The organism is Planctellipticum variicoloris (genome assembly GCF_030622045.1).
GTDB lineage: Bacteria > Planctomycetota > Planctomycetia > Planctomycetales > Planctomycetaceae > Planctellipticum > Planctellipticum variicoloris.
In genome coordinates this window covers 1,119,594-1,145,217 of record NZ_CP130886.1, presented here as the reverse complement: position 1 = coordinate 1,145,217, position 25,624 = coordinate 1,119,594, and the positions used below count along the sequence as shown (strand labels likewise).

The window sequence follows — 25,624 nt, the reverse complement described above, 5'->3', positions numbered from 1 at the left end:
CAGTCATGTTCAAGCAACTGGGAAACCTGACCGCCCTGCTCCAGCAGGCCCAGTCGATGTCGGCCCACATGAAGGGGGTCCAGGAACGTCTGGCCGGCCGACGCTGCACGGGTCGTGCGCCCGGCGGGCAGGTCGAGATCGAGGTCAATGGCCAGAACGAAGTGCTGAACTGCCGGATCGATCCCGCGCTACTCGCAGCCGGCAATCCGCGGACGGTCGAGCAGCTCGTCGTCGCGGCGGCGAATGACGCAATCGGCCAGGCGCGAGCCGCTGCGGCCGAGGAGATGCAGCAGGCGACTGGCGGGCTGAAACTGCCGGGAATCTCGGAAATGCTCGCAGGCCTGGGCTTGGGCGGAGCTCCCCGATAGCCGGCTCCGCAGGAATGGAACTCCAGGAACGACAGCATGGCCCGTGTGAATGAAACCGCTCGGCACCCCTACGGTGAAGCGGTGGGAAATCTGATTGAGCAGTTCGCTTCGCTGCCCGGAATCGGGCGGAAGTCGGCGGAGCGTCTGGCCAACCACGTGCTGGATTTGCCCGCGTCGGCCGCCCAGGCGCTGGCCGATTCGATCCGCCGGGTCAAACAATCGGTACATCCCTGCAAGATCTGCTTCAACCGGACCGAGGGCGAAATCTGCGACATCTGTCGCGATCCCCGTCGCGATCAGCATGTCGTCTGCGTGGTCGAGCAACCCCGCGACCTGCTGGCGCTCGAAGCCGCCGGGATTTTTCACGGCGTCTACCACGTCCTCGGGGGCCGGATTTCCCCGCTGAGCGGCGTTGGTCCCGACGACCTGACGATCGACGCTCTGCTGCATCGGATTCGGACGGCCGAGATCCGCGAAATCGTGATGGCGACCAACCCGACCCTCGAAGGGGACGGCACCTCGCTCTATATCTCCAACCTGCTGGCCGACAGCCCGGTCAAGATCACCCGGCTGGCCCGTGGCATCGCCTCGGGGAGCATCCTCGAATTTGCGAATCGCGAAATGCTGGCGGACGCCCTCCGCGGCCGTCAGGCCTTCTAGCCCACGAGTGTTTTGGCGTTTCTTGAGCCGGTCGGCGACTGTCGCTGACCGCCAATTGCTGACGAGAGAGTGACACCGAACGATGCAGCTCAATTTCTCTCAGCAAATGAAGATGAGCCAGCAGATGAAGCTGGCGCCGCGGATGATCCAGTCGATGGAGATTCTGCAGTTGCCGATCATGGCGCTGCAGGAACGCATCGAACAGGAGCTGGCGGAGAACGTCTGCCTGGAGAATCCGCTCGGCGATTCGGAGGCTCCGGGGGTCGAGGAGGAACTGCAGGCCGCCCGCGAAGAGGCCGACGAGAAGCCGATTGCGGAACGCGAACTGGTCGTCGATGCCGATCACGAAAACGCCGCCGACTTCGAACGCCTGATGGAGATGTCTTCCGACTGGCCGGAAGACAACTACACGTCGGGCAGCAAGCCGTCGTCGAATCGGATCGACGAGAGCTCCGACCGCCAGCACGACGTGATTGCCAACATCACTCAGCCCTCCCAGTCGCTTCACGACTACCTGCTCGAACAGTACGGCTACTTCAGCGTCCCCGTGGAAGTCCGCGAGTTCGGCGAGTTCATCATTCAGAATCTCGACCACAACGGCCGCCTGCAGAATGCCCTCCCCGAGCTGATGCAGGTCTACGGCCGCACGATCAGCCTTCGCGATGCTCAACAGGCTCTGGCCAACGTGCAGAAGCTCGACCCGCCCGGAGTCGGGGCGCGCGACGTGCGGGAGTGCCTGCTGCTGCAGATCACCCCCGAAACGCCGCACCGCGACTGCCTGGTGACGCTGATCACGTCGCACCTGGAAGACCTGGCGCAGAACCGGCTCCCGCTGATCGAGAAGAAGACCGGCTACTCGATCGAGGAGATCAAGGCGGCGCATCAGGAGCTGCTGAATCTCAATCCGTATCCCGGCGCGGGCTTTGAAGTCCGCCCGGTCCAGAACGTCACCCCCGACCTGTTCGTCGAGCAGGACGATCATGGTCATTACGTGGTCCGGCTGGAGGACGAGTACACGCCCCGCCTCCGGATCAGCAAAAAGTATCAGCAGCTCATCCGCGACGGCGCAGACGCTCAGACGCGGGAGTACATCAAGCGGAAGATCGACTCCGCCAAGTGGCTCATCGAGTCGATCGAACAGCGGCACAACACGCTCAAACGGGTTGCACAGGCCATCGTCGATCACCAGACGGACTTTCTGGAGAACGGCCCCGAGGCGATCGTCCCCCTCAAGATGCAGCAGATCGCCGACGTCGTCGGTGTCCACGTCACGACAGTCTCGCGGGCCGTCGACGACAAGTGGATCCAGACGCCCCGCGGGCTGTTTCCGCTGAAGCGATTCTTCGGCGGCGGCACGGTGAACTCGGAAGGCGAAGAAGTCGCCTGGGACATCATCCGACTGAAGCTCAAGGAGATCGTCGGCAACGAGGACAAGAACGACCCGCTCAGCGACGACGCGCTCGTCGAGGAGCTCGCCAAAGAAGGTTACCAGCTTGCCCGCCGGACGGTGACGAAGTACCGCAAGGCGCTCAACATCCCGTCGTCACGGCAGCGCAAAGCGTACTGAGCGCCGCAACGGGTCATTTTTCGCAGGGTCCGCTGTGCAGACCGATTCCGGTTGGAGGCTGCCGGGCGACTTGCTGATCCGCACCGCGGCCTCTACCCGTGGAATTCCCACGAGCCCCCGACGGGAACCGTATTCGCCGTCGGCACTTCGTTGACGTCTTCCATCACCGAGAAGTAGTTCTCGACGGCGAAGTCGAACGCCTCGGGCGTCATCTTTCGCGGCTGGATGCGGTAGGCGCAGTAGTTCCGCACCTGCAGCAGCAAGTCGCGGGGCTGGCACGAGCGGAAGGGACGCTCCGCCTCGCGATAGTGGCGGTCGACGAGATAATCCACGGCCATGTCGTCGTACTGAAATCCGAGCTTCGGGGAGACCCGGCGGAAGATCTCGCGGAACTCCCGCTCCGTCGGATCGGGAATCTCGATCTTGTAGGGAATTCGCCGCAGGAAGGCGCCGTCAACCAGATCTTTCGGCTGCAGGTTCGTCGAAAAGATGATGAGCTGATCGAACGGGACCTGAATCTTCTTGCCGCTTGGCAGATTCAGGAAGTCATAGCGTTTCTCAAGGGGCACGATCCACCGGTTGAGGAGCTCGTCAACCGGCATCCGCTGCCGGCCGAAGTCGTCGATCACCAGCGTGCCGCAGTTGCTCTTGAGCTGCAGCGGAGCTTCGCAGATCCGCGTCTGCAGATTCTGCGTCACTTCCAGCTCGTTCATGGTCAATTCACCGCCTGCGACCACAGTCGGGCGGACGATCTGCACCCAGCGACCGTCGACGCCGCTCAGGTCGAACAGACCATCTCCCTTCTCCAGGGGAACCTCTTCGTGAACGCCCGGGTCGAACAGCCGGATGATGTCGCCGTCCACGGACAGCGTCCGGGGAATCCAGATCGTCGAACCGAAGCACTGGGTGACCCGTTCGGCGATGCTGGTCTTGCCGTTGCCCGGCGGTCCGAACAGAAACATGCCGCGGCCGGAGTTGATCGCCGGCCCCAGGCGGTTGAGCATATGGTCGTCGATGCACAAGTCGGCGAAGGCATGCCGCAGGTCGTCTTCGGTCACCGTCTGCTTGGCGATGCTCTGCACTTCCATCGCATGCAAATAGTCGCTGAGGACGACCGGCGCAGCGCCGAAGTAGCTGCATTCGTCGGTATACCTGCGGGCTCTCTCGCGCCCCAGGTCGGAAATGGCGTACGTGTAGTCGCCCATCTCCGCCGAACCGACCAGCGCGACGAGCTGATCCCGTTTGAGCTGCTTGAGCATCGGGTCCAGGATGCCGAGCGAAAGTTTGACCTGGCCGGCGATCTGGCGGCCGGTGGCGCTTCCCCGGACCAGCAGGTATTTCATCACCAGCCGTTCGAGGTCGTCGCCCGACAGCCCCGACTCTTCCAGAGTCTCCGGAGACCGCGGGGCGAACCGATCGCCTTCCACCGCGGCGCGACCGCCGAGCAAAGTTTGAACTCGATCGAACAGGTGCGTCAGGCGTGTGTTGGATTTTGCCGCATCGGGCAACGGAGCCGCGCCGGAATCCGAAGAATCGTCTCCGTCTTCAGCAGGCTGTTCATCGAGGGATCCGCCGGCGTGTGCGGCGACTTCGGCGACCCCTTCGAGGTCGGAGAAGTCGAGTTCCAGATCGTCCAGAACAGTTCGCGGCGCGCGCGCCGGCTGAACCGCAAGTCGGCTGCGGCGATCAAGCATCGCCATGAAATCGTCAGTGGCGTTCGATGGATCACGAGGCGGCATAGGGGGTGCTTTTTTCAGAGACTTTGCAAGGCTTCAGAAGCGTCTTTACCTCGCCCAGTCAACGGCCTGAAGGAAACTTAGGTTGCAATCCGGCAACAGTCAAACGCTCTATCCCCTCCGCTCCCCTTCCGTGGCATTCTCGCCCTGCGCGCCTCCGTTCAACCGCGTTCACGATCGCGGCCGACTCCGCGAACGCCCGCACGACCGCTACAATCGCGTCGACGCAATTGCCTCCTTCAATCCGCACACCATACCGAGCAGAGAGATGTCCGACATGCGATTTCAGGACCGGGTCGTCATTGTCACCGGAGGCGCCAAAGGGATCGGCGCGGGCTGCGCCGCGGTCTTCTGCAGGGAAGGGGCGAAGGTCGGCATCCTCGATCGCAACCTCGACGCGGCCCGCCAGACGGCCGACCGGCTGACTCAGGTCGGTCCGGGCGCGGCGATCGCCGTCGGCTGCGATGTCAGCCGGCACGCAGAACTGCGGCAGGCGATCGACCAGATTGCCGGCGAGTTCGATCGGATCGACTGCCTGATCAACAACGCAGGCGTCCATCCTCCCGCCACGAGCATCGATGATACGAGCGTGGAAATGGTCGAAGACCTGTTGCGGGTCAATTTTCTCAGCACATTTTGCGGCGCCAAGTACGCGCTGCCGCACCTGCGGAAGACTCGCGGAACGATCATCAACATTTCGTCGATGACCGCGGTGCTCGGCCAGGATCAGTCGAGCGCCTACGCTTCGACCAAGGCGGCACAGGTCGGCCTGACGAAGGCGCTGGCGGTCGAACTGGGGCGAGAAGGAATTCGCGTCAACGCGATCCTGCCCAGCAACATCGACACCCCCCTCATGCGGGAATGGGCGGCGACGCTCGACGATCCAGAATCGGCTCTCGAACGAGTGGCCCGGCTCCAGGTGTTTGGCCGGATGGGAACACCCGAGGAAATCGGTACGATCGCCCTGTTTCTGGCGACGGACGATTCAAGTTTCCTCACCGGCCAGGCGATCGAGGCCGAGGGCGGTTCGAGCCTGGATTACTGATCCGCAACGCCTGCGAAAATGATGATTCCTGCTTGCAGGCGAACGGATTGTTCGCGTATTTCTGGAAGCCCGGTATCTGGATCAACCACTGGCGGATCAGTCCTCTCTGGCACTCCGCCTTCGACATTCGACAATCTTCGAGGGAAAGAGTTTCCGATGAGTGCAGAAGCCCGCGTCGCTGAACTGAACCTGACTCTGCCGCCCGCTCCGAAGCCGGGCGGCGTTTACATGCCGGTGGTGATCGTCGACCGCATGGCCTGGGTCTCCGGGCACGGTCCGCTGCGGCCGGATGGATCGATGATTACCGGCAAGGTCGGAGTCACGCTGACGGAGGCCGAGGCCTACGAAGCGGCCCGCGCCGTCGGCCTGACCATGCTGGCCACGCTGCGCAAGGAGCTGGGGAGCCTTGACCGGATTGAACGGGTCGTGAAAGTTCTGGGCATGGTCAACGCCGCCCCCGACTTCACCAATCACCCCCAGGTGATCAATGGCTTCAGCAACCTGATGGTGGAAGTCTTCGGCGACGACACCGGTCGCGGCGCTCGCAGCGCTGTCGGCATGGGCTCGCTGCCCAGCAATATCGCCGTCGAAGTCGAAGCGGCATTTCTGCTGAAAGAGTAACAGTCCAGCGGAAAACAGAAGGCTGAAAGCGAAAAGGCCGGAGGCCGTGGACTCATTCGTCCCCGGCCCCGGTCGAGACGCCCAGGGCTTGCCAGCTCTGCGCTCCGTTCCGCGCCTCTGCGTGCGAACTACCGTTTACGATCTCAGGTAACCGGGGCTTCCAGCGAATTCCGGGAGAACGAGTCTTTGAGCAGGGCGTCGATCACGCTTTCCACGCCCTGGAAGCGGGCGACGAGCGATCCGTCCGCGGCGAGGAACTCCACGTCGGCCCGCACCAGGTGATCGCTCCGCTGCGTGATCTGGCAGACGACGCGGTATTCGCCCGGCGCAAAGCCGCGGCGGAACTGCCGATACTCAGCACAGCCGCTCGGCAGACAGGGATTCCCCGTCGTCTGCCAGCTCCAGACGATCAGCGCCTGCAGCGCCGCATCCAGCACCAGCGGATCGGCGAGCCATGCGCCTCGTTGCGGCTGTCGGATCCACTGATCGGGCTGTGGAGCCGTCCGGCTGCGCACAGCGATACCCTCCGGGCTGCAGCCATCGACGCTCGTCAGCCCCTGGAACGCCAAACCGTGGAAGAGCTGCGTGCCATAGAGCCCGACTGCGTCAGTCCGCGGTCCGGCGACTGGCTGCAGCCGCGGTGTTTCGCCGGCTGGCAGCTTGACCGCCAGCAGGACGGTTGCGGCCGCATGCAGAACCGACCGATCCCCGACGAGACTTACCAGTTGGACCGGCACGCGGAACAGTTCGCCGTCGCGGACAGAGCGACCGGTCTGCACTCGGATCTGGACCTTCTCGCCGAAGGCCAGCTTGAGCCCCTTGAAGATCCGCAGCTCGTGAACGCCGACGAATTCGAGCCCGGGATTGCGGTGCAGCGCGCCGTGCCCCAGCCACTCCAGAACCAGCACCATCGGCACGACCGCTTTCCCTCCCAGTACGTGCGACGACAGGCAGGGAAGCCGATGGAGATCGATCTCTCGTTCGAACGCGGTCTGATACCCGGCAGCCGGTGCCGGCGCGATCACCGGAACGACAATCTTTGCCGCAGGCTTCGACTCTATCTTAGGGGATGGAGTCCCGTGAGGCAGAGGTGTCGCCGTCATCGGCCGTCCCTCCTGCCAGCCGGCCACTCCCAGCAGGACCGGCCCGCGGGAACCCGTTTCGCCGGACCGGCCGAGGACCACCACTTCCGCCGGACCGTCGGCAGGCGTCGCCAGTTCGGCCGCCACCAGTTCGGCTCCGGCACTCCGGGGGATCAGCCCGACGCCTTCGCTCGCGAAGAGCTGCTTCAGGCCGGGCGTGACCATGCCGCCATCCCACGGTCCCCAGTTGAACGCCGCCACGCGGCAGTGCGGGTGTTCCCGGCGAAACTGCTGGCCGAACTTATTGAGGACCTCGTTGGCCATCGCATAGTCGACCTGGCCGGTCCGTCCGTAACGTCCCGTGAAGGACGAGAACAGCACCAGGGCTTTCAGCTCCCGGGCGTCGACAGCCCCCAGCACGCTGAAGAGTCCCTGGACCTTCGTCTGGAAGACGTCGGCGAACTGCTCGCGGGTCTTCTGCTCGATCCGCTGATCGGCCAGAACGCCCGCACCGTGAATGACGCCGCGAATCGGGCCTCGAGTCCGCTGAATCTGCTGCAGGAGTCCGCGGACCGCGACGGCGTCCCGCACGTCGATGGCGTGGTATTCGACGCCGGTCGCCTGCTCGCGGAGAGCGGCCAGATTCTGCCGGACTTCCCGCTCGGCCATCAGTCGCTGGTACTGCTGCTGAATGTCGCGTGGAGAGGTTCCGGGGACAGCCTGACGAAACAGGTGCTGCTTGATCTCGGCTTCAGTCAGCAGCGGCGCGAGCCAGTCGGGCTCCGCCTGAGGTTCGGCGCTGCGGCCCAGCACGACCAGAAATGGCCGAGCAGTTTCTGCGACGGCTATGGCTGCCGCTGCCGTGACTCCGCGCGCTCCGCCGGTGACGACGACCAGATCGCCCGGTTGCAGGAGATTCGGTCCAGCTTCGACCAGCGGAGCTTCTTCGACGGCAAGGGTCCAGACGTCAGTCGGCGTGACGCCGACTTCGTAGGGACCGCGCCAGCTCAGTTCTTCGACGACCAGCCGGGCCGCGTCCCGGAGCTGTACGAAGCCGCTGGAGACGTCAATGGTCTTCGTCGTCAGTTCGGGCCATTCATGCCGGAGAGTCTTGATCAGCCCGGCCAGCCCGCCGCTGGGCGGGTTGAGGAGCCGGGGCGCTTCGCCGAATCCCAGGACGCCGTCGAGCCGGGTCACGGCGGCGATGAATGCCGGTCGTGTCGCGGCCGCCGCCCTCAGTTTCGGGCCGACCGCTTGCGCCAGCCGGATCGCGTGCCACAACTTGTCTTCAGTGGTCCCCTGCGGGGGAGCGACCAGCAGCAGACCGGCCGGCGACGCGGCCCCGTCCACAAGAACGGCCTCCCAGCCGATCAGTCGGGGCTTCATTCCGCGGGCGGCGAGTTCTTCGGTCAATCGCAGCGACAGTTCGGTTCCATCGTCGGTGACCAGAACTTCGCAGCCGGCGGGAAACTCGTACTTCACCCGGCCGCCAAGTTCTGCGACGCGGACTGGACGGACGATGCAGCGCTGAATGGACTGCAGTCGCGTCAGATCAGGCTGACGTCCCCGGGTCGGTGCGGAAGTCGATGCGGGCGCAGACTGTCCCTGATCGAGCAGCGCGATCACGTCCTGCAGCGTATGCAGCGAGCCAAGCTGTTCCGGTTGAACCGCGGGCAGCGAGGGGACGCGTTCCTGCAGCGCGGAGAGGATTTCGACGCGCTTGATGGAGTCGATGCCCAGATCGTGATCGAGGCTCATCTCCAGCGACAACATCTCCGCCGGATACCCGGTCTTTACAGCGACAACTTCCAGCAGCAGCGGGCCCAGGCTGGAGGGAGCGGCGACCAGCGGAGCGGGCGGCGGTGCAATGACAGCCTGACTTTGAACGGAAACGGACTGATCGAGCAGCACGATCACATCCTGCAGCGTATGCAACGAGCCAAGTTGTTCCGGCTGCACGGCCGGCAGCGACGGAACGCGTTCCTGCAGCGCGGAAAGAATTTCGACGCGCTTGATCGAGTCGATCCCCAGATCGTGATCGAGGCTCATTTCCAGCGACAACATCTCAGCCGGGTAGCCGGTCTTCGCCGCGACGACTTCCAGCAGCAACGGCCCAAGACCGGGTGACGGAGTCATCGGCGCAGTCGCCGGTGCGACAGGCGAGGGAGTCGATACGACGGCAGTTACGACGGACGTTTGAGCCGGCGATTCCTGATCCAGCAGCGCGATCACGTCCTGCAAAGTGTGCAGCGAACCGAGCTGTTCCGGCTGAACCGCGGGCAGCGAGGGCACGCGTTCCTGCAGCGCGGAGAGGATTTCGACGCGTTTGATCGAGTCGATCCCCAGATCGTGGTCGAGGCTCATTTCCAGCGACAGCATCTCGGCCGGGTAGCCGGTTTTCGCCGCGACGACTTCCAGCAGCAGCGGGCCAAGTCCGGATGACAGAGCTGTCGGCGCAGTCGCCGACGCGACAGGCGCGGGCGTCGATACGACGGCGACGGCGGAAACTTGAACCGGCGAGGCCTGATCCAGCAGCGAGATCACGTCCTGCAGCGTATGCAGTGAACCGAGCTGTTCGGGCTGCACAGCCGGCAGCGACGGCACCCGTTCCTGCAGCGCGGAGAGAATTTCGACGCGCTTGATGGAGTCGATCCCGAGATCGTGATCGAGACTCATCTCCAGCGACAACATTTCCGCCGGGTAGCCGGTTTTCGTCGCCACGACGTCCAGCAGCAGGGCGCCGAGCGGTGAAGGTTCAGTCGCGATTGCTGTCGGAACGACGGGTGCAGCCGCCGGAGCCGTGACGACTTCAGCAGCCGTTGATTGCTCGTCCAGAAGCGTCACGACGTCTGCAAGTGTGTGGAGCGAACCGAGCTGTTCGGGTTTCACCGCGGGCAGACTGGGGACGCGCTCCTGCAGAGCCGACAGAACCTCAACCCGTTTGATCGAGTCGATCCCCAGGTCGTGATCGAGACTCATCTCCAGCGACAGCATTTCCGCCGGGTAGCCGGTTTTCGCCGCGACGACGTCCAGCAGGATTGAGCCGAGCGCCGAAGGAGCAGTCTCGACAGCCGGCGGAGCGACCGGCGCTGTCGGCGCGACAACCTGAGCCTCGGGTTCGCGAACAATAACGGCCGCCGCGACCGGCGCCGCCACAACGTCAAGTTCGGCGGCAACCGGACGCGCAGTTTCCACCGGCGGTGCAACAGTCATCGTCGGGACTGGTGCTGACGCCGCGAGCGGTGCGGGGGCCGTTGTTCCGGTCAGCAGCCGTTCGAGTGTCTGCAGTGCGGCCGACTGACCTTCCAAAAACTGCTGATGCAGCCGAGCAGTCTCGGCCTGCATTTTCTGCAGCAGATCCAGCACAGGCGAAACGGAGGGTTTCGCATTGGCGGCGGTCCGTGCAGGAACGGGAACAACCACGGCGGGCACTTTCGGCAGGTCTGCCTTCGCGGAATCCACGATTTGCTGTACGGCTTCGGGGACAGGCATGGCGGCGGGCAATAGTTCCGACTTCTGTGGTGTCGGCTGTGTCCTTGCTGTTGGGAGAGCCGACTCCAGGACCGCGGTCGGCTTCGGCTCGATCGACGTCGCCGGGACTGCACGAGCGGGCCGTGGCGTCCGGGGTTTCACATAGTTGGCTCCGGTCAACGGCACGCGCATCCGCGGCCGACCGGTTTCCTCGAAGGGCGCCCGGAAATTCTCCCCGCTGGGATCCCATGTTCCAAGTGTCACTCCATAACCCGACGCCCCGAGCTGAGCCAGTGCATGGGCCAGATCGACCATGCCGCCGCGACGACCTTGCGTCGCATCGACGGCGACCGCCCGAAAATCGCGTCCCGACAGGATCGACCCGACCAGGCCGGTCAGCACGGCGCCGGGGCCGACTTCGACGAAGATCCGCACGCCGGCGGCGTACATGTTCTCGATCTGCCGTACGAACTGCACCGGTTCCGCGAGCTGCCCGGCGAGCAGATCGCGGGCCGCGGCGGGATCGCGCGGATACTCCACCGCCGTGCTGTTGGCGTAGACCGGCACTTCGGGCTGGGCGAAATCGACCTCGTCCAGGACCGGTCGGAAGCGGTTCTTGGCCTTGACCATCAGCGGGCTGTGGAACGCGGCCGAGACCTGCAGCTTGCGACCGCGGATATTCCGCCGCTGAAACAGTTCCGACGCCCGCTCGATCTCCGGCAAGCGTCCGGAAAGGACCACCTGATTCGGGCTGTTGCGGTTGGCGATGACCAGATCGACGGCGGCTTCCTGAATGGCGGCCTCCACCTGGCTCAGCGAAGCTCCGACGGCCAGCATGCCGCCGTCGACTTCCTGAGCCTCGGCCATCAATCGTCCGCGGAGCATCGACAGCCGGTAGAGCGCCTGCGGCACAAAACGGCGCGAGGCACATAGCGCCGTGAGCTCGCCATAGCTGTGCCCGGCGACGACTTCGGGCTTGATGCCGAACTGCTGCAGGACCGCCAGTACACCGAGGCTCACCGCCCCGATGGCCGGCTGGGCCACCTGGGTCGCCCGCAACGCCGCTTCCTGCGCGGCGAGCCGTTCGTCCCCGAAGGCGGGCGGCGGATAAACCAGATCACTCAGCCGTTGCCGGGCATTTTTCGGCTCGGCCCAGGTTGCGTATGCCTCGTCAGCCTCGGCCAGGACCTCCTGCATGGCCGGGAAGGTGCACGCCAGATCGCGGAGCATCCCCACCGTCTGCGAGCCCTGCCCCGGAAACAGAAAGCCCAACTTCCCGGCGCGAGGCCCAGAACCGAAGTACGCACCATCCGGCGTCGCCCAGCTTGCCGGACCATTCGCCTTCTCAAGCTGACTCACAGCAGTCCGCACGACCTGCCCTGCCGGAGTTTTGCCCCGTTCCAGCACGAGGAGCAGCCGCTGCGGATGCTCCGACCGGAACGCCGCCCGGCTCGCCCCGCAGCGACGGCGGACTTCCGCCCAATCGGACAGGTCCGACCAGGGCTGCAACTGCACCCGCAACCCGACCACGTCCGCCGCCGAGAATGCAGCGATTTGAACGTCACCGTCGAAGTCCGTTTCTGCCGCGGCGTACGGAGCCTCTTCCAGCACGCAGTGAAAATTGCTGCCGCCAAAGCCAAAGGCGCTCACGGCCGCCCGCCGCGGATGCTCTTTCCGGGCGATCCAGGGACGGGGCAGCGTGTTGACGTAGAACGGCGTCTGTTCGGACTCCAATCCCGCCGCCGGCCGGTCGACCTTGATCGTCGGCGGCAGGACCCGATGCTGCAGCGCGAGCATCGCTTTCAACACGCCAGCGACGCCTGCTGCGGCTTTCGTGTGGCCGATCTGCGACTTGATCGAACCAACGGCGCACCAGGCCCCATCGCGACCACTTGACCGATAGACTTCAGTCAGCCCGGTTACTTCAGTGGCGTCGCCGACCTTGGTCCCGGTTCCGTGAGCTTCGACCAGTTCGATCGTATCGGGCGAGACACCAGCAACCCGATAGGCATCCTGCAGGCAGCGAATCTGCCCCTCGGCCTTCGGCGCATAAACCGCGTTGCCGGCGCCGTCGCTGGACGTGCCGATGCCGCGAATCACAGCGTAAACCCGGTCTCCATCTCGCTCGGCATCCGCCAGCCGCTTCAGCACCAGCAGGCCCACCCCTTCACCAAGGATCGTCCCGTCCGCGCGATCCGAAAACGGCTTCGCGTCGCCGGTCGGCGAAAGGGCCGGCGTTTTGCTGAAGCACATGTACATGAAGATGTCGTTGAACGTGTCGACGCCGCCCGTCAGGACCATGTCCGAACGCCCCGAGGCCAGCTCCAAGGCCGCCAGGTGCATCGCGCTGAGGGAACTGGCGCACGCCGCATCCACGACGCAGTTTGTTCCGTGCAGATCCAGGCGATTCGCGATCCGCCCCGCCACGACGTTGCCGAGCAATCCCGGAAACGAGTTTTCCTGCCACGGCACGTACGACTCGCCGATCCGCTCGATGACATCGGCCGCGACCTCCTCCGGAACGCCGGCACCGAGCAGCGCCTGTCGCCACCTCGGATGCCCGAGCCGAGCTCCCAGCGGGATCACCATCTCCAGCGTGCCGGTCACCCCCAGAATGCAGCCGACGCGCGAGCGATCGAACTTGCGTCCGGCCCCGTAACCCGCGTCCTCCAGCGCGCGTTTCGCCGCCACCAGGCTCAAGAGCTGGGCGGTATCGATCGCCTCCAGGTTGTTGGGCGAGATGCCGTACTCCAGCGGATCGAATGGCACGGGCGCCAGAAAACCGCCGCGCCGGGCATAGGTCATGTCCGGACGCTTCGGGTCTTCATCAAAATAGTCCTCCGGTCGCCAGTGGGAGGCAGGCACTTCGCTGATGCAGTCGACGCCGCGGCGGATGTTCGCCCAGAACTCGTCCAGCCCCTGCGCCTGCGGGAACAGGCAGCTCGCGCCGACGATCGCCAGCGGCGGCATGTCTGCGGTTCTGCCCGACGGTGTCGCGTGGTCGCTCATGCGGAGACTTCTTCCTCTCGCCCGAATCGGGCATGTCGCAACGGGACGGGCCCGCGAAAACATCAGTGATGCAGCATCGACGACAGTTCGGACAGTGGACGGGGAGCAATTCGCTCCAATTCGGGCGTGACCGGGAACCCGGCGCAACGGAGACTCTGCAGGCGCAACGTCACCGCGGCGCCATACAGCAGGTTATACCCGACTGTCAGGACCTGGCGATTCCTGGGCTCTTCCAGGAACGTCCCGCGGGTCCATTCGTTGAAGGCCCCCATCGCCGGCCCGCACCAGATCTGATAGTCCAGCCGCCGGCTCTCCTCACCCAGATTCGCCCACCGGGACGACTGGCCGAGATACCAGCGAAAGACCAGCGCCATCTTGTGCTTTGCGTCCTTTTCGGCCCGGGCGATCTGTCCCGGGTCGCGGACCGTGAAATACTCCTGCGTCTGCCGCCAGACTTCCTCCAGCGGAATCCGGAACAGCGTCTTCTCCAGATTGATCCGGTCCGCAGCCGGCAGCGCGTCCAGTCCGGAATACTGCCGATACAGCTCGTAAAGTTTTGCAGCCCGCATGGCGAACATGGTGCCCCGTTTGAGCACCTGCAGCTTGACCCCCATCTCGAACATGTCGGCGGCAGGAGCCATGATACAGTCGGCCTGCTCGGCTTCGGCGAGCATCTGCCGCACCAGGTCGCTCGTCCCGGACTCGACGCAGGCCTGCTGAACCGAACCCGTCACGATATAGGCGGCCCCCATCGCAAACGCGGCGGCGGCGGACGCCGGGGTCGAGATCCCCCCCGCGGCCCCGACCCGCAATGGTTCAGCGTAGCGGTGGCGCTCCATCATCCGGTCCCGCAGCGCCAGCAGCGTCGGCAGCAGTGCGACCAGCGGACGATTGTCGGTGTGTCCGCCGGAATCCGCTTCGCCAGTGATGTCCTGGGCGACGGGCACATGTTCGGCAAGCTGGGCCTGCTCGGCCGTCAGTTCGCCCGACGCCACCAGCTCCGACAGGATCTTCGCCGGGGCGGGGGCCAGGAACTTGCTGGCGACTTCAACCCGCGACACTTTTGCAATGACCCGGTTCGGCGTCACGAGTCGCCCGTCGGGTCCGCGATGAATTCCGTGCAGACGAAATCGCACGACGTTGGGAGTGAGGTCTAGAAACGCCGACGCCTCGATCAGCCGAACGCCCCTCTGCAGATACAGATCGGTGATCGCCCGTTCGAGTCCGGGTTCGCCGGGACTGTGAATCAGATTCAGCCCGTACGCCGCCCCGGCCACGTTCTGCTGGATCCGGTGAATGGCCTGATCGACTCGCGACAGCCCCAGGCCGGCGGAACCGAAGATGCCGAGCATGCCGCCGCGGGCCATCGCTTCCACGACCGCCTCCGACGCAATCCCGCCCGCCATGGCTCCCGACATGTAGGCCCATTGCAGTCGATGGTCGCGGCAGAAGCTGACGTCGCCAAGTTGCCTGGGTGACGTCGGAGGCACAATGCCGAGCAGAGGCATCGATTCGGCCTCGGGACGGCGATCGCCCAAAGTCGCTACTCCGCTGCGGGCAACCGAGAGACCGCCGTTCGCCTGGACGACATACAGCGGCTCGTGGACGCTACCCAGAAACTGGCGAACCTCGACCGTTTCACGGACGGGGCGACTGCTTCCCGCGCACCACCACCCCAGCGGCAAACCCGTGCGGGAAGCGGCGGAGAACAAGGCGGTGGAAGGGCTCAACACGGACAAGGGACGGATCCAATCCGCCGCGCAGTCGAACCGGAGACTCGTCCCCCAGATCTGCCGCGAGGCTCGTTTCCTCCGACAAGGCCGGCACAGCGGCAGTCCCTGCCGCGCGGCTCAGGCCTCTCTCCCCTGCGGCCCGCTCGTCGAGCCCACAGTATAGGCCGACTGCGAAGAGCCTGCATCTCCTAACGCCAAAAAGCAACGCGCAGACTCTGCGGATCGCGCGTCCGAGCCGCTTCGACCGCTAAACTCACTCGCTCCGACGGAAAGCGACCGCCCTTCAAACGACAACAGCCGGAGCAGTCGCTCCGGCTGTTGGAAATCTCATTGACGCACCGAGCCTCAAGCAGAGGCTTCTGCAGCCACGGCCTCTTCCTTGACGACCGGGGCGGCCCGACGGCGCGTCTTCACGCGATCGTTCTCCCCCACGAACTCGATCAGCGCCTGCTGACCGGCGTCGCCCAGCCGGACGGTGGAAAGGCGAACGATCCGCACGTAACCGCCATTGCGGTCCCGCATCTTCGGAGCGACGACGTTGAACAGCAGATTCAGCGCCTCCTTATCGCGAAGATCGGAGAACGCCCGGCGACGCAGCCAAACCGCAGGGGCAATTGCCTTATTCCACTGCTGATACCGCTCGCTCTTGCGCCACTCTTTCCACGCCTCCGTGTTCCGCTGAGCGGCCGTTGCAAACTGCTCCGCAGCTTCCAGATGAGGCTGGGCCCTTTTTGCGAGCGTGATCAGCTTCTCGATGACGGGGCGAAGCTCCTTCGCCTTCTCGAGCGTCGTCACGATCCGGCCACTGACCTTCGCTTTCCCCTCGGACTCCTCGGTCCGGAGAGTATGCAGCAGGCTGACGGCCATATTGCGGAACATCGCTTTACGGTGCGACGCATTCCGGTTCAGAGTTCGACCACGGACGCGGTGACGCATAGCACTAAACTTCGCTCAGAAGACTCGAAAGTCGTCGGGGGTTCTCGAAATCAGCCCGCCCGACGAAACCCATACTAACCAGTCGCCTAACGGTCCCGCTGCATCGACGGCTGCAACTTCATGCCCAGCCGCAGCCCGATCAGCGTCAACCGCTCGCGGACTTCCTGCAAGGTCGTCTCGCCAAAATTGCGGACCTGCAGCAACTGATCCTCGGTCCGGGCGACAAGGTCGCGCACCGAGTTGATCCCCTCGGACTCCAGGCAGTTCGTGGCCCGCACCGACAAATTCAGCTCCGCCAGGCTCTGACCGAGCTTCTCTTCCAGCTCGAGATCGATCGGCGAATAACCCGTCGCGTCAAGCATATTCCGCAGGCCACCTTCCGGAGCGGTCTCGGGACCGGGCTCGCGGTAGGTGATGAACGGGTTGAGATGCTTCCGCAGAATCTTGGCGGCTTCCACGAGCGCCATCTCCGGCGACGTGGTGCCGTTCGTCCAGATCTCCAACGTCAGGCGGTCGTAGTTCGTCCGCTGCCCGACGCGAGTGTCTTCGATCTTGTACCGGACGCGAACCACCGGCGTGTAAATCGCATCCAGCGGGATCACCCCGACTTCGGCGTCTTGCTGGTAGTGTTCCAGAGCCGGGATATATCCGCGGCCGTTCTCGACGTACAGCTCGATGTTGAGCGGAACGTCGTCGGTCATGGTGGCGATCACCAGGTCCTTGTTGATGATCTCCACCTGGTCGTCGGTGATGATGTCGGCGCCGGTGACGACGCCCCGTTCGTGACGCTCGATCCGCAACGTCTTCGGGCCGGGACTGTGATTCTTGACCACAATCGACTTCACGTTCAGGCAGATATCCGTCACGTCTTCAACGACGCCGGGAATGGTCGTGAACTCGTGCTGCACACCCTGCAACTTCACGCGAGTGATCGAGCTCCCCTCCAGACTGGAGAGGAGAATCCGTCGCAAGCTATTGCCGATTGTCGCGCCAAAACCTCGCTCGAAGGGTTCGACCACAAACCTGCCGTAGGTGCTCGTGAGCGAATCGCGCTCCGGCGCCACCCTGCTTGGAAGTTCCAGACCGCGCCAACGAATTCGCATAGTTCTCTTCCCCCCGTATTGACCGAATCAACCCACAGATCGCCAGGCCCCGGAACGTCGCCTCAAACGCGACGCTTCTTCGGCGGACGGCAACCGTTGTGCGGCAGCGGCGTCACGTCTTCGATCGACCGGATCGACAGCCCCGAAGTCTGCAGGCCGGTAATCGCACTCTCGCGACCTGAACCCGGCCCCTTGACCCGGACCTCGATCTCCTTCAGACCGAATTTCGACGCCCGCTCGGCGCACGTTTCCGCCGCACGTTGAGCGGCGAACGGCGTGCTCTTGCGGCTTCCCTTGAAACCAACGGTGCCGGCCGTCGCCCAGCACAGCACGTCTCCGTTGGTGTCCGTGATCGTCACCGTCGTGTTGTTGAACGTCGCCTTCACGTGAGCGACGCCCCGGCTCACATTGCGGCGAATCTTGCGCTTCTTTGGCTTGGCCACTTCTCAAACCTCTTGACTGAAACTCCGCGCCGCCCGGCAAAACTCGCCCGGCTAAGCCGTATCTCTCCACCAGCAACCCCCTGACCGGGAGCGACTAGTGCTTCATGTCCTTGACGCCCTTCTTGCCCGCCACCGTCTTCTTCACGCCCTTACGGGTCCGCGAATTGGTCCGGGTCCGCTGACCGCGGACCGGCAGGTTGCGGCGATGCCGATAGCCGCGATAGGACTGAATGTCCTTCAATCGTGAAATATTCTGCTGCACCAGGCGACGGAGCTGACCTTCGACCATGTACTCTTTGTCGAGCAGGGTCGAAATGCGAGCCAGATCGTCGTCGGACAGCTCGCGCGCCTTGCGCTGCGGATCCAGCGACAGCGTGAAGCAGATCTCCATCGCCCGAGCATCACCCACCCCGTACAGATACTGCAGAGCAATATACGTGGGTTTGTCGTTCGGGATGTCAACACCCTGAATACGAGGCATGGTAGACCGCCACTCCTGAACGCTGCGCCAAACCGGCCAGCAAAATTACCTGGAAGAACCTGACCAGACGCCGAGATCAGCCTTGACGCTGCTTATGACGGGCATTTGACGAGCAGATCACGTAGATCCGCCCCTTCCGGCGCACGACTTTACACGCTTCGCAAATCCGCTTGACGCTCGCACGCACCTTCATCGCCCGTCACCTTACTTCGCAAAGACCCGACAGTTGCCCGTCACCGACCTGCCGGCGACACAGACACTCCGCCAGAAGTCGTTTAATATCAACCACTTCCGTCTCGTCCGCCGCACGGCAAAGGCCCGCGATGAACGAGGTACGCGCAGCAGAATCGCGGATTATAGACGTCCAACGCCCCGAGGGGCAAGGGACCGCCGCCCTTTTCCGTGATGAAGGATTACGTCGCCCCTTCAAACGGAAGTGAGGATCTCCACCCCACCTGCTCCGAACCAAACTGTTTCTTCAAACTGAAACCGCTCCGGACGCTGGTTCCTCGCCCGACCGCCAACGAACTCTCGCCAGACCGACAACTCCACCGCGAATCCGCGGCCGAACGCCGCTGAAATCCATCCGGCCTCGCCGCCGAAGACTGGATCCTCGTGCAACTCTCGACCGATGCCGTGGCCCGTCAGCTCCGCTCGCAGTTTCTCTCCGAATCCCTGCACAAAGCTCCGGACTTCCTTCGCTGCAGCGGCCCAGTGCCCACCGCTTCGGGCGACACTCTCGATCCCCAACCTCAACGCCTGCCGTGTCGTCGAGAGCAATGGATCTTCAGATCTCCCGTCCGCCGAAACCCGCCACGTTCGCGCCGCATCTGCACACCAGCCGCGCCATCGGCAGCCCACATCCAGCGAGATCAGGTCGCCGTCCCGCAGATGCTCTGTCGAATTCCCGGTGGCCTGGACTCCATTCACCAGCAGCGCCACGTCCTCAGAACCGCCCGCGTCCCGGAACACCAGCTCGCCGCCGAGCCGAATCACCGACCGACACGCCGCGAGAGCGACCGCACCCACTGCGGACCCGACACGCGCCTCGCGACCAGCGTCCCGAAGTGCGGCGGACACGATCAGACCTGCCCGCCGTTGAGCGTCGCAGCAACCGTTCACGGTGACTGCAAACCAATCAAGCGGGCTGGTCGGCTTCGAGGAGACCCGGGTAATTCCGCATGATCAGGTGGCTGTCGATCTTCTGGACCAGGTCCAGCGCGACAGACACGCAGATCAGCAGTCCCGTTCCGCCGTAGAAGCTGGCGACCAGGAAGTCGATGCCAAGCATCGCCGTAATAATCGAGGGGATAATGGCCACCAGCGACAGGAACGCCGCCCCGACGTAAGTGATCCGCACCATGACCGCTTCCAGATAGTTCGCGGTCCGGGTTCCCGGACGGTAGCCCGGAATGAAGCTGCCATAATCCTTCAGATTATTGGCCATATCGGTCGGGTTGAAGGTGATCGCCGTCCAGAAGTAGCAGAAGAAGTAAATCAGTGCGATGTACGAAATCTCATACAGGAAGCCGTGCCCCGTGAACGAGTCCTTCAGCTCCCGGAGCGGCCACCAGCCAGTCACCGCCTCGAGCTGGGTGAACAGGAACAGCGGGAACATCAACAGGCTGGAGGCGAAGATGATCGGCATGACGCCCGACTGGTTCAGCCGCAACGGGAGACTGGTCCGCTGCCCGCCCATCACGCGATGACCGCGGACATGCTTCGCACTCTGGACCGGAATCCGGCGCTGGGCCTGCGTAATCAGCACGACCCCGAGCACCACGCCGACGAACAGCAACCCGAGCATCAGGAACCGTTCGATCCCGGTATTGCTCCCCAGCCGCACGCCGCTTTCCAGGGCCGGGGCGATCAGCGTCCGCCCGGCCTCCGGCATCCGCGCCAGAATGCCGGCCATGATCAGCAGGCTGACGCCATTCCCGATTCCGTACTCATCGATCTGCTCGCCGATCCACATCAGCAGGATGGTCCCTGCAGTCATGATCAGCGTGCAGACCATGTGGAAGTAGAGCGTGTTGTATTCTGAGAGGATCAGGCTGCCGCCCGAGCCGAAGAAGTTGTTGGACGACGAGATGCTGCGAATCCAGAAGAAACTCTGCCCCAGGCAGATCACGACCGTGGCATAGCGCGTGTATTCGTTGATCTTCCGCCGCCCCGCCTCGCCTTCCTTCTGCAGTTTCTCCAGAGGCGGATAGACCGTCCCGAGCAACTGGAAGATGATCGACGCCGAAATGTACGGCATGATCCCCAGGCCGAAGATCGTGCTCATCCCGATGCTTGACGCCGACAGCAGGGACAACATCGCGATGACGCGGTCGACCCCTTCGCTCCCGCCCATGCCTTCGAGGGTCGCGCTCAGCCGTTCCTGATCGATGAACGGCAACGGAATCTGAAATCCGAGGCGATAGACCGCCAGCAGGATAAACGTGAGAACGACCTTCTGCCGCAATTCGGGAATGCGGAAGATCATCATCAGTTTCGAGAGCATTTCAGGGGGTTCCTGCCGAGATGCCGTGCCCGTTCCATGAGCGGGTCCGGCAACCGGCAGCTCCTGCCCAGGTTACGTCAAGTAACCGATCACGGGAACAACCGTCAAGCCCGACCGCCGCTCCGCAGCCCTACTCCGCGCCGAGCAGGGTCGCGGTGCCACCCGCCTTGACGATCTTGTCGATGGCGCTCTTCGAAAACCGATGGGCCGACACAGTCAGCGCCTTCGTCAACTCGCCCTGGCCGAGAATCTTGCATTCCTCGAAGCGGCCCTTGGCCAGCCCCTTCTCGACCATGTTCTCCACGGTCACCACGGCGCCGTTGTCATACGACGCTTCGAGAGCGAACAGATTCACCTCGGCGACGACCGTGGCGAACTGGCGGTTGTTGAAGCCCCGCTTGGCGATCCGGCGCACGAGCGGAGTCTGACCGCCTTCATGCCCCAGCGATCGCTTGTACCCGGAACGGCTGGCGCAGCCCTTGTGACCGCGACCGCTCGTCTTCCCGTGGCCGGATCCGATACCGCGACCAACGCGCTTCCGCGCGCGGCTGCCGACGATCCCCACGTTCACGTCATGAATCATCATTAGAGTTCAACTCCCCGCAGCCGAGCCACATCTTCACGGGTCCGCAACTGCTTCAGCGCCACGAACGCGGCCTTAACCACGTTCATCGGATTGTTCGATCCGCGTCCCTTGGTCAGGACGTCTTTGATTCCCAGCGATTCCGCGATCGCCCGCAGCCCGGCCCCCGCGATAATCCCCGTACCGGCGTTTGCCGGCATGAACATCACCTGCGACGTGCCGAACTTCCCGTACACCTGATGGGGAATCGTCGTGCCGCGCATCGGCACCCGGATCATGCGTCGATTCGCCTGCTTGACGGCCTTCTCGACCGCCTGAGGGACTTCGACGCCCTTCCCGTAGCCGTAGCCAACTCGCCCCTGGCCGTCCCCAACGACGACGAGCGCCGTGAAGCTGAACCGGCGGCCGCCCTTGACCACGCACGCGCAGCGGCGGATCTGAACCACCTTCTCTGGGGAGTCGCCGGATGATGAATCGCTTGCCACGTCGTCTCGCTCCTGTCACTTCGATACGCCAGGTACCGAATCACTTTTGCCGAATGTCTGCTAGAAATCCAGTCCGGCCTCACGGGCCGCATCAGCCAGCGCCGCGACGCGGCCATGATAGCGATACGAGCCGCGATCGAACGCGACTTCCTTGATTCCCTGCTCGATGGCCCGCGTCGCCAGCAGTTTGCCGATTGCGCCGGCGGCCTCCGTGTCGCTCGTGGATCCCTCGCCGGCTCGAATCGCCGGCTCCGCCGTCGACGCGGCGACCAACGTCCGCCCGGCCTCGTCGTCGATAATCTGGGCGTAAATGTGCTTGTTGCTGCGGAACACAGTCAGCCGCAGCCGACCGGTCGCGCGAACCACATTCCGCACCCGATACTGCCGCCGGGTCTTCTGCTGCGTAATTCGTTTTTGAAGTTTCATAATTCTGCCGCTCATCCACCCAGCCGAACCAAAACGCCCCAGTCGCACCGGCCTTAGCTGCCGGCGGCCTTGCCTTCCTTACGACGGACGCGTTCATCGGAGTAGCGAATTCCCTTGCCCTTATATGGCTCCGGCGGACGGACCGCCCGGATATCGGCCGCAAACTGGCCGCACGACTGCCGATCAAGACTCTTGACGATGATGTGCGTGTTGTCAGGCACTTCGCAGACCACGTTCGCCGGCACCGGCAGCTTAATGGCGTTCGCGAATCCGACCTGCAGCGTCAGCACCTTGTTGGCCAGCGAGGCCTGGTAGCCGACGCCCTGGATCTCGAGTTTCTTCTCCCACTGCTTCTCGACGCCCACAACCATGTTGTTGAGCAGCGCCCGGGTCAGACCGTGCAGCGCCCGCGCGTCCCGAGTATCGTTCGGACGCTCGACGATCAGCTCGCGCTTCGCGTCGTCGAACCGGACGGTGACCAGCTCGTGCGCTCCCAGCGTCAGCTCGCCGTTCTTTCCCTTGACCGTCACTTTCGAGCCGTCGATTTTGACGGTCACCGAAGCAGGCACAGGGACAGGTTTCTTGCCAATTCGAGACATACCAGCACCATTCCGCCGACTGTGAAATACCGATCCGCACCGACTCGGAAGTCTCGGAGACTAGGAGATCGTACAGAGAACTTCGCCGCCCAGGCCCTTCTGCCGCGCCTCGCGGTTGCTCAGCACCCCCGCATTGGTTGAGACCAGCGCGATGCCGAGCCCCTGCAGCACGTTCGGCAGATCGCGAACGCCCGAGTAGACCCGACGGCCAGGCGTGCTGACCCGCTTGATCTGCTGGATGACGCGCTCGCCGTTGGGGCCGTACTTCAGGTTGATCCGCAGCGTTCCCTGAGGATTGCCTTCGATCACCTCGAAGTCCCAGATGTAGCCTTCTCTCTGCAGAGCTTCGGCGATACTCACCTTCAGCTTCGACAGCGGAGCGTCCACAAACGGTCGTTCAATCGCGATCGCGTTACGCAATCGGTTCAGCAGGTCTGCGACCGGGTCAGTCATCATCGCGGACAATTCCTTCGTTGCTGCGCCGCACGGCTGGAAGCCACACGCTCACGCACACATTACCAACTGGCTTTCTTCACGCCCGGGATCAAACCGTCGAGCGCCAGATTCCGGAAGCAGATTCGGCACAACTTAAACTTGCGATACACCGCCCGCGGACGTCCGCAGAGTGCACAACGATGTTCCAGCCGCGTCGAAAACTTCGGCTTCCGCTTTGCCTTGGCAATGTGCGCCTTAGTGGCCATGTCCGTCGCCCGAAAAAAGTCTTGTAAGTTGCGGTTGTCTCAACTGGCGCTTCGACCGGTCAATCCTTGCGGAAAGGCAGGCCCATCTCACGCAACAGCAGCCGGCCTTCATCGTTCGTTCGCGCCGAAGTCACCATCGTGATGTTCATGCCCTGCACGAACGTCACTTTGTCTGGATTGACTTCCGGAAACACGACCTGCTCGTTGAGTCCCATGCTGTAGTTTCCGCGGCCGTCGAATCCGTCCGGATTCAAACCGCGAAAGTCGCGGACCCGCGGGAGGGCCAGCGTGATCAGCCGGTCGAGAAACTCGTACATCCGCTGCCCGCGAAGAGTCACGCGGCAACCGATCTCCATCCCCTCGCGGAGACGGAACGCCGAAACCGCTTTGCGGGATTTCGTGATCTGCGCCTTCTGTCCGGTAATCGTCGCCAGATGGGCGGTCGCCTCATCCAGCCGCTTGCGCTCCTGGATCGACTTGCCGAGGCCCATGTTCACGACGATCTTTTCCAGCTTCGGCAACGCATGGACGTTGTCTCGTCCCAGCGCTTCGCGCAGACGCGGAATGATCTCTTCACGATATTTCGTCAACAGGCGAGCCATCTGGCCGTCTTTCCTAGTCCGCGTATGCTGTTCTCAATTCGCCGACCACAACGCCACCACGCGTGACCGACACACTCGCTATTCCGATTTCTTCGCGTAGGCCGGCCGAACCGCACCTACCGTGCTCAAGGTCGCCTGGCACTTCTTGCAGTACCGCTCCTTGCGACCCTCGTCATTGTATCGCAGACCGACCCGCGTCCCGTGGCTGCAGGCGGGGCAATGGAGCAGCACGTTCGACGCGTCAATCGGCATCTCGAGCTGCAGACGCCCCCCCTGCGGGCTCTTCGGATGCCCGCGACGGACGTGCTTGTAGACCCGATTCACCCCCTCGACAACCAGCTTCCGCCCGCCGTCCAGGAGCTGCAACACCTTCCGCGGCGTGGCCGCCGAATCGTCACCGGTGACCACAATCACCGAATCACCTTTGCGAATCCGCATTTTCCCGACACCCTTCCCCGGCGGAGCCGATCCCCGTGCTTAGACCACTTCCGCCGCAAGGCTGACAATTTTCATAAACCGTCGGTCGCGCAACTCGCGGGCGACCGCCCCGAAGATTCGCGTTCCCTTCGGATTGTTATCGTTATCCACGATCACGATCGCGTTGCTGTCGAACCGCACATAGCTTCCGTCGACCCGGCGGGTCGGCTGCTTGCACCGGACGATCACGCCCTTCACGACCTGGCCGTGCTTGATCGTACCGTTCGGCAGCGATTTCTGCACGGCCACGACGACAACGTCGCCCACACCCGCATATCGACGCCGGGAACTCCCCAGCACCTTAATGCACCGTGCCGTCTTCGCGCCCGTGTTGTCGGCGACGTCCAGCATCGTCTGCATCTGGATCATGTTGTGTCCGTTTCCGCTTACGCTGCAAACTGTATTAAAACCGACCAGCGACCAAAGGCGGTCAGCCGACGACGTCCGCCGCAGAACCGGCCGCCTTCGCAGCCGGCTGGACAATCTTCACCAGCGCCCATCGCTTCAGCTTCGACAGCGGGCGGCTCTCGATCATCTCGACGAGATCGCCGACATGCGTCTCATTGTTCTCGTCATGCATGTGACAGACGATCCGACGCCGAATCGTCTTCCCATACTTCGGATGCCGATAAACGCGAGCCACTTCCACGCGACGCGACTTGCTCATCTTGTCGCTGGTGACTACGCCGGTCAGATGCTTCCGCATGATTTCGTCCGTCGTCCAAACTGCGCGGACCAGCCGCGATTCCAAATTCCAATACCACCAGCCGGACTATGCCCCCGCGGGGACCTCTTCCCGCTCGCGCAACACCGTCTTGATCCGGGCAATCTCACGACGCAGCTTTCGCAGGCTGCTTGGAGCATCCAGCTTTTCCGTCGCCGCCTGAAACCGGAGCTTGAACAGGCTCTGCTGAGTTTCACGCATTTGAAACTCAAGCTGTTCAGAACTCATTTCGCGAAGCTGTTTGGCTTTATTCATCGTTCCGTTCA

At 63.6% G+C, this 25,624-nt stretch carries 26 protein-coding genes; 5 read left to right on the top strand and 21 right to left on the bottom strand.

All coding sequences use genetic code 11. The annotated features are described in order from the left end of the window. Positions 1–5 precede the first annotated feature (5 nt). The 3 genes from SH412_RS04530 to rpoN all read left to right on the top strand — a co-directional run bounded on the left by SH412_RS04530 (position 6) and on the right by rpoN (position 2,595). Entirely contained in the window at positions 6–368 is a 363-nt protein-coding gene (locus SH412_RS04530) for a YbaB/EbfC family nucleoid-associated protein (RefSeq protein WP_336522327.1), read from the top strand. A gap of 36 nt (positions 369–404) precedes the next feature. Beyond that, a complete protein-coding gene (gene recR, locus SH412_RS04525) occupies positions 405–1,028 on the top strand; it encodes a recombination mediator RecR (RefSeq protein ID WP_336522326.1) in 624 nt (207 codons plus the stop codon). Positions 1,029–1,110: 82 nt separating this feature from the next. Beyond that, positions 1,111–2,595, top strand: a complete 1,485-nt coding sequence (gene rpoN / locus SH412_RS04520) for an RNA polymerase factor sigma-54 (RefSeq protein ID WP_336522325.1) — start codon at positions 1,111–1,113, stop codon at positions 2,593–2,595. 92 nt (positions 2,596–2,687) lie between these two features. On the opposite strand, the gene SH412_RS04515 is transcribed toward rpoN, so the two are convergent. Then, positions 2,688–4,334: an ATP-binding protein gene (locus tag SH412_RS04515; RefSeq protein WP_336522324.1), complete on the bottom strand. Its 1,647-nt coding sequence runs from the start codon at positions 4,332–4,334 to the stop codon at positions 2,688–2,690. A 265-nt stretch (positions 4,335–4,599) separates the two neighbouring features. Here SH412_RS04515 and SH412_RS04510 point away from each other — a divergent pair, with 265 nt between their 5' ends. Beyond that, positions 4,600–5,376 (top strand): SDR family NAD(P)-dependent oxidoreductase, encoded by a 777-nt coding sequence (locus SH412_RS04510; protein WP_336522323.1) that lies wholly within the window; start codon positions 4,600–4,602, stop codon positions 5,374–5,376. 156 nt (positions 5,377–5,532) lie between these two features. Next, a complete protein-coding gene (locus SH412_RS04505; RefSeq protein WP_336522322.1) occupies positions 5,533–5,997 on the top strand; it encodes a RidA family protein in 465 nt (154 codons plus the stop codon). 143 nt (positions 5,998–6,140) lie between these two features. Here SH412_RS04505 and SH412_RS04500 read toward each other — a convergent pair whose 3' ends face one another. The 20 genes from SH412_RS04500 to rpmC all read right to left on the bottom strand — a co-directional run bounded on the left by SH412_RS04500 (position 6,141) and on the right by rpmC (position 25,613). After that, positions 6,141–13,559, bottom strand: a complete 7,419-nt coding sequence (locus tag SH412_RS04500) for an SDR family NAD(P)-dependent oxidoreductase (RefSeq protein ID WP_336522321.1) — start codon at positions 13,557–13,559, stop codon at positions 6,141–6,143. 62 nt (positions 13,560–13,621) lie between these two features. Then, the gene (locus tag SH412_RS04495) at positions 13,622–15,292 is read right to left on the bottom strand and encodes a PfaD family polyunsaturated fatty acid/polyketide biosynthesis protein (RefSeq protein ID WP_336524190.1); all 1,671 of its coding nucleotides are present in this window, start codon (positions 15,290–15,292) and stop codon (positions 13,622–13,624) included. A 345-nt stretch (positions 15,293–15,637) separates the two neighbouring features. Beyond that, on the bottom strand, positions 15,638–16,228 hold the full coding sequence (gene rplQ / locus SH412_RS04490) for a 50S ribosomal protein L17 (protein ID WP_336522320.1): 591 nt from the start codon (positions 16,226–16,228) through the stop codon (positions 15,638–15,640). 86 nt (positions 16,229–16,314) lie between these two features. Then, entirely contained in the window at positions 16,315–17,331 is a 1,017-nt protein-coding gene (locus SH412_RS04485; RefSeq protein ID WP_336522319.1) for a DNA-directed RNA polymerase subunit alpha, read from the bottom strand. Positions 17,332–17,393: 62 nt separating this feature from the next. Then, complete coding sequence (rpsK, locus tag SH412_RS04480) at positions 17,394–17,774, bottom strand: 30S ribosomal protein S11 (RefSeq protein WP_336522318.1); 381 nt, start codon at positions 17,772–17,774, stop codon at positions 17,394–17,396. A 94-nt stretch (positions 17,775–17,868) separates the two neighbouring features. After that, positions 17,869–18,255 carry a 30S ribosomal protein S13 gene (rpsM, locus tag SH412_RS04475; protein ID WP_336522317.1) on the bottom strand — a complete coding sequence of 129 codons (387 nt, stop codon included), beginning with the start codon at positions 18,253–18,255 and terminating at the stop codon, positions 17,869–17,871. 76 nt (positions 18,256–18,331) lie between these two features. After that, on the bottom strand, positions 18,332–18,448 hold the full coding sequence (gene rpmJ, locus SH412_RS04470) for a 50S ribosomal protein L36 (protein WP_336522316.1): 117 nt from the start codon (positions 18,446–18,448) through the stop codon (positions 18,332–18,334). A gap of 233 nt (positions 18,449–18,681) precedes the next feature. Beyond that, positions 18,682–19,377, bottom strand: coding sequence for a M24 family metallopeptidase (locus SH412_RS04465; RefSeq protein ID WP_336522315.1), 696 nt, complete (start codon positions 19,375–19,377; stop codon positions 18,682–18,684). A gap of 16 nt (positions 19,378–19,393) precedes the next feature. Then, on the bottom strand, positions 19,394–20,761 hold the full coding sequence (gene secY / locus SH412_RS04460; protein ID WP_336522314.1) for a preprotein translocase subunit SecY: 1,368 nt from the start codon (positions 20,759–20,761) through the stop codon (positions 19,394–19,396). A gap of 130 nt (positions 20,762–20,891) precedes the next feature. Further along, positions 20,892–21,347 (bottom strand): 50S ribosomal protein L15, encoded by a 456-nt coding sequence (gene rplO, locus SH412_RS04455; protein ID WP_336522313.1) that lies wholly within the window; start codon positions 21,345–21,347, stop codon positions 20,892–20,894. Further along, positions 21,347–21,829 (bottom strand): 30S ribosomal protein S5, encoded by a 483-nt coding sequence (gene rpsE, locus SH412_RS04450; protein WP_336522312.1) that lies wholly within the window; start codon positions 21,827–21,829, stop codon positions 21,347–21,349. The genes rplO and rpsE overlap by 1 nt, the downstream gene beginning before the upstream one ends. 60 nt (positions 21,830–21,889) lie before the next feature. Beyond that, positions 21,890–22,255 carry a 50S ribosomal protein L18 gene (gene rplR / locus SH412_RS04445; RefSeq protein WP_336522311.1) on the bottom strand — a complete coding sequence of 122 codons (366 nt, stop codon included), beginning with the start codon at positions 22,253–22,255 and terminating at the stop codon, positions 21,890–21,892. A gap of 53 nt (positions 22,256–22,308) precedes the next feature. Then, a complete protein-coding gene (gene rplF / locus SH412_RS04440) occupies positions 22,309–22,854 on the bottom strand; it encodes a 50S ribosomal protein L6 (RefSeq protein ID WP_336522310.1) in 546 nt (181 codons plus the stop codon). A 60-nt stretch (positions 22,855–22,914) separates the two neighbouring features. After that, complete coding sequence (gene rpsH / locus SH412_RS04435; protein WP_336522309.1) at positions 22,915–23,310, bottom strand: 30S ribosomal protein S8; 396 nt, start codon at positions 23,308–23,310, stop codon at positions 22,915–22,917. 59 nt (positions 23,311–23,369) lie between these two features. After that, the gene (locus SH412_RS04430) at positions 23,370–23,555 is read right to left on the bottom strand and encodes a type Z 30S ribosomal protein S14 (protein ID WP_336522308.1); all 186 of its coding nucleotides are present in this window, start codon (positions 23,553–23,555) and stop codon (positions 23,370–23,372) included. A 59-nt stretch (positions 23,556–23,614) separates the two neighbouring features. Further along, positions 23,615–24,157 (bottom strand): 50S ribosomal protein L5, encoded by a 543-nt coding sequence (gene rplE, locus SH412_RS04425; protein ID WP_336522307.1) that lies wholly within the window; start codon positions 24,155–24,157, stop codon positions 23,615–23,617. Positions 24,158–24,235: 78 nt separating this feature from the next. Further along, positions 24,236–24,595, bottom strand: a complete 360-nt coding sequence (rplX, locus tag SH412_RS04420; protein ID WP_336522306.1) for a 50S ribosomal protein L24 — start codon at positions 24,593–24,595, stop codon at positions 24,236–24,238. Between the two features lie 39 nt (positions 24,596–24,634). Next, positions 24,635–25,003 carry a 50S ribosomal protein L14 gene (gene rplN, locus SH412_RS04415; RefSeq protein WP_336522305.1) on the bottom strand — a complete coding sequence of 123 codons (369 nt, stop codon included), beginning with the start codon at positions 25,001–25,003 and terminating at the stop codon, positions 24,635–24,637. 61 nt (positions 25,004–25,064) lie between these two features. Beyond that, entirely contained in the window at positions 25,065–25,343 is a 279-nt protein-coding gene (gene rpsQ / locus SH412_RS04410) for a 30S ribosomal protein S17 (protein WP_419555841.1), read from the bottom strand. Positions 25,344–25,406: 63 nt separating this feature from the next. Next, the gene (gene rpmC / locus SH412_RS04405; protein WP_336522303.1) at positions 25,407–25,613 is read right to left on the bottom strand and encodes a 50S ribosomal protein L29; all 207 of its coding nucleotides are present in this window, start codon (positions 25,611–25,613) and stop codon (positions 25,407–25,409) included. Positions 25,614–25,624: the final 11 nt, after the last annotated feature.

Excerpts from the sequence above, each read along its gene's own strand:
- SH412_RS04530 (WP_336522327.1), top strand. The coding sequence starts at position 6 with ATGTTCAAGCAACTGGGAAACCTGACCGCCCTGCTCCAGCAGGCCCAG.
- recR (WP_336522326.1), top strand. The coding sequence starts at position 405 with ATGGCCCGTGTGAATGAAACCGCTCGGCACCCCTACGGTGAAGCGGTG.
- rpoN (WP_336522325.1), top strand. The coding sequence starts at position 1,111 with ATGCAGCTCAATTTCTCTCAGCAAATGAAGATGAGCCAGCAGATGAAG.
- SH412_RS04515 (WP_336522324.1), bottom strand. The coding sequence starts at position 4,334 with ATGCCGCCTCGTGATCCATCGAACGCCACTGACGATTTCATGGCGATG.
- SH412_RS04510 (WP_336522323.1), top strand. The coding sequence starts at position 4,600 with ATGTCCGACATGCGATTTCAGGACCGGGTCGTCATTGTCACCGGAGGC.
- SH412_RS04505 (WP_336522322.1), top strand. The coding sequence starts at position 5,533 with ATGAGTGCAGAAGCCCGCGTCGCTGAACTGAACCTGACTCTGCCGCCC.
- SH412_RS04500 (WP_336522321.1), bottom strand. The coding sequence starts at position 13,559 with ATGAGCGACCACGCGACACCGTCGGGCAGAACCGCAGACATGCCGCCG.
- rplQ (WP_336522320.1), bottom strand. The coding sequence starts at position 16,228 with ATGCGTCACCGCGTCCGTGGTCGAACTCTGAACCGGAATGCGTCGCAC.
- SH412_RS04485 (WP_336522319.1), bottom strand. The coding sequence starts at position 17,331 with ATGCGAATTCGTTGGCGCGGTCTGGAACTTCCAAGCAGGGTGGCGCCG.
- rpsM (WP_336522317.1), bottom strand. The coding sequence starts at position 18,255 with ATGCCTCGTATTCAGGGTGTTGACATCCCGAACGACAAACCCACGTAT.
- rpmJ (WP_336522316.1), bottom strand. The coding sequence starts at position 18,448 with ATGAAGGTGCGTGCGAGCGTCAAGCGGATTTGCGAAGCGTGTAAAGTC.
- secY (WP_336522314.1), bottom strand. The coding sequence starts at position 20,761 with ATGCTCTCGAAACTGATGATGATCTTCCGCATTCCCGAATTGCGGCAG.
- rplO (WP_336522313.1), bottom strand. The coding sequence starts at position 21,347 with ATGATGATTCATGACGTGAACGTGGGGATCGTCGGCAGCCGCGCGCGG.
- rplR (WP_336522311.1), bottom strand. The coding sequence starts at position 22,255 with ATGAAACTTCAAAAACGAATTACGCAGCAGAAGACCCGGCGGCAGTAT.
- rplF (WP_336522310.1), bottom strand. The coding sequence starts at position 22,854 with ATGTCTCGAATTGGCAAGAAACCTGTCCCTGTGCCTGCTTCGGTGACC.
- rpsH (WP_336522309.1), bottom strand. The coding sequence starts at position 23,310 with ATGATGACTGACCCGGTCGCAGACCTGCTGAACCGATTGCGTAACGCG.
- SH412_RS04430 (WP_336522308.1), bottom strand. The coding sequence starts at position 23,555 with ATGGCCACTAAGGCGCACATTGCCAAGGCAAAGCGGAAGCCGAAGTTT.
- rplE (WP_336522307.1), bottom strand. The coding sequence starts at position 24,157 with ATGGCTCGCCTGTTGACGAAATATCGTGAAGAGATCATTCCGCGTCTG.
- rplX (WP_336522306.1), bottom strand. The coding sequence starts at position 24,595 with ATGCGGATTCGCAAAGGTGATTCGGTGATTGTGGTCACCGGTGACGAT.
- rplN (WP_336522305.1), bottom strand. The coding sequence starts at position 25,003 with ATGATCCAGATGCAGACGATGCTGGACGTCGCCGACAACACGGGCGCG.
- rpmC (WP_336522303.1), bottom strand. The coding sequence starts at position 25,613 with ATGAATAAAGCCAAACAGCTTCGCGAAATGAGTTCTGAACAGCTTGAG.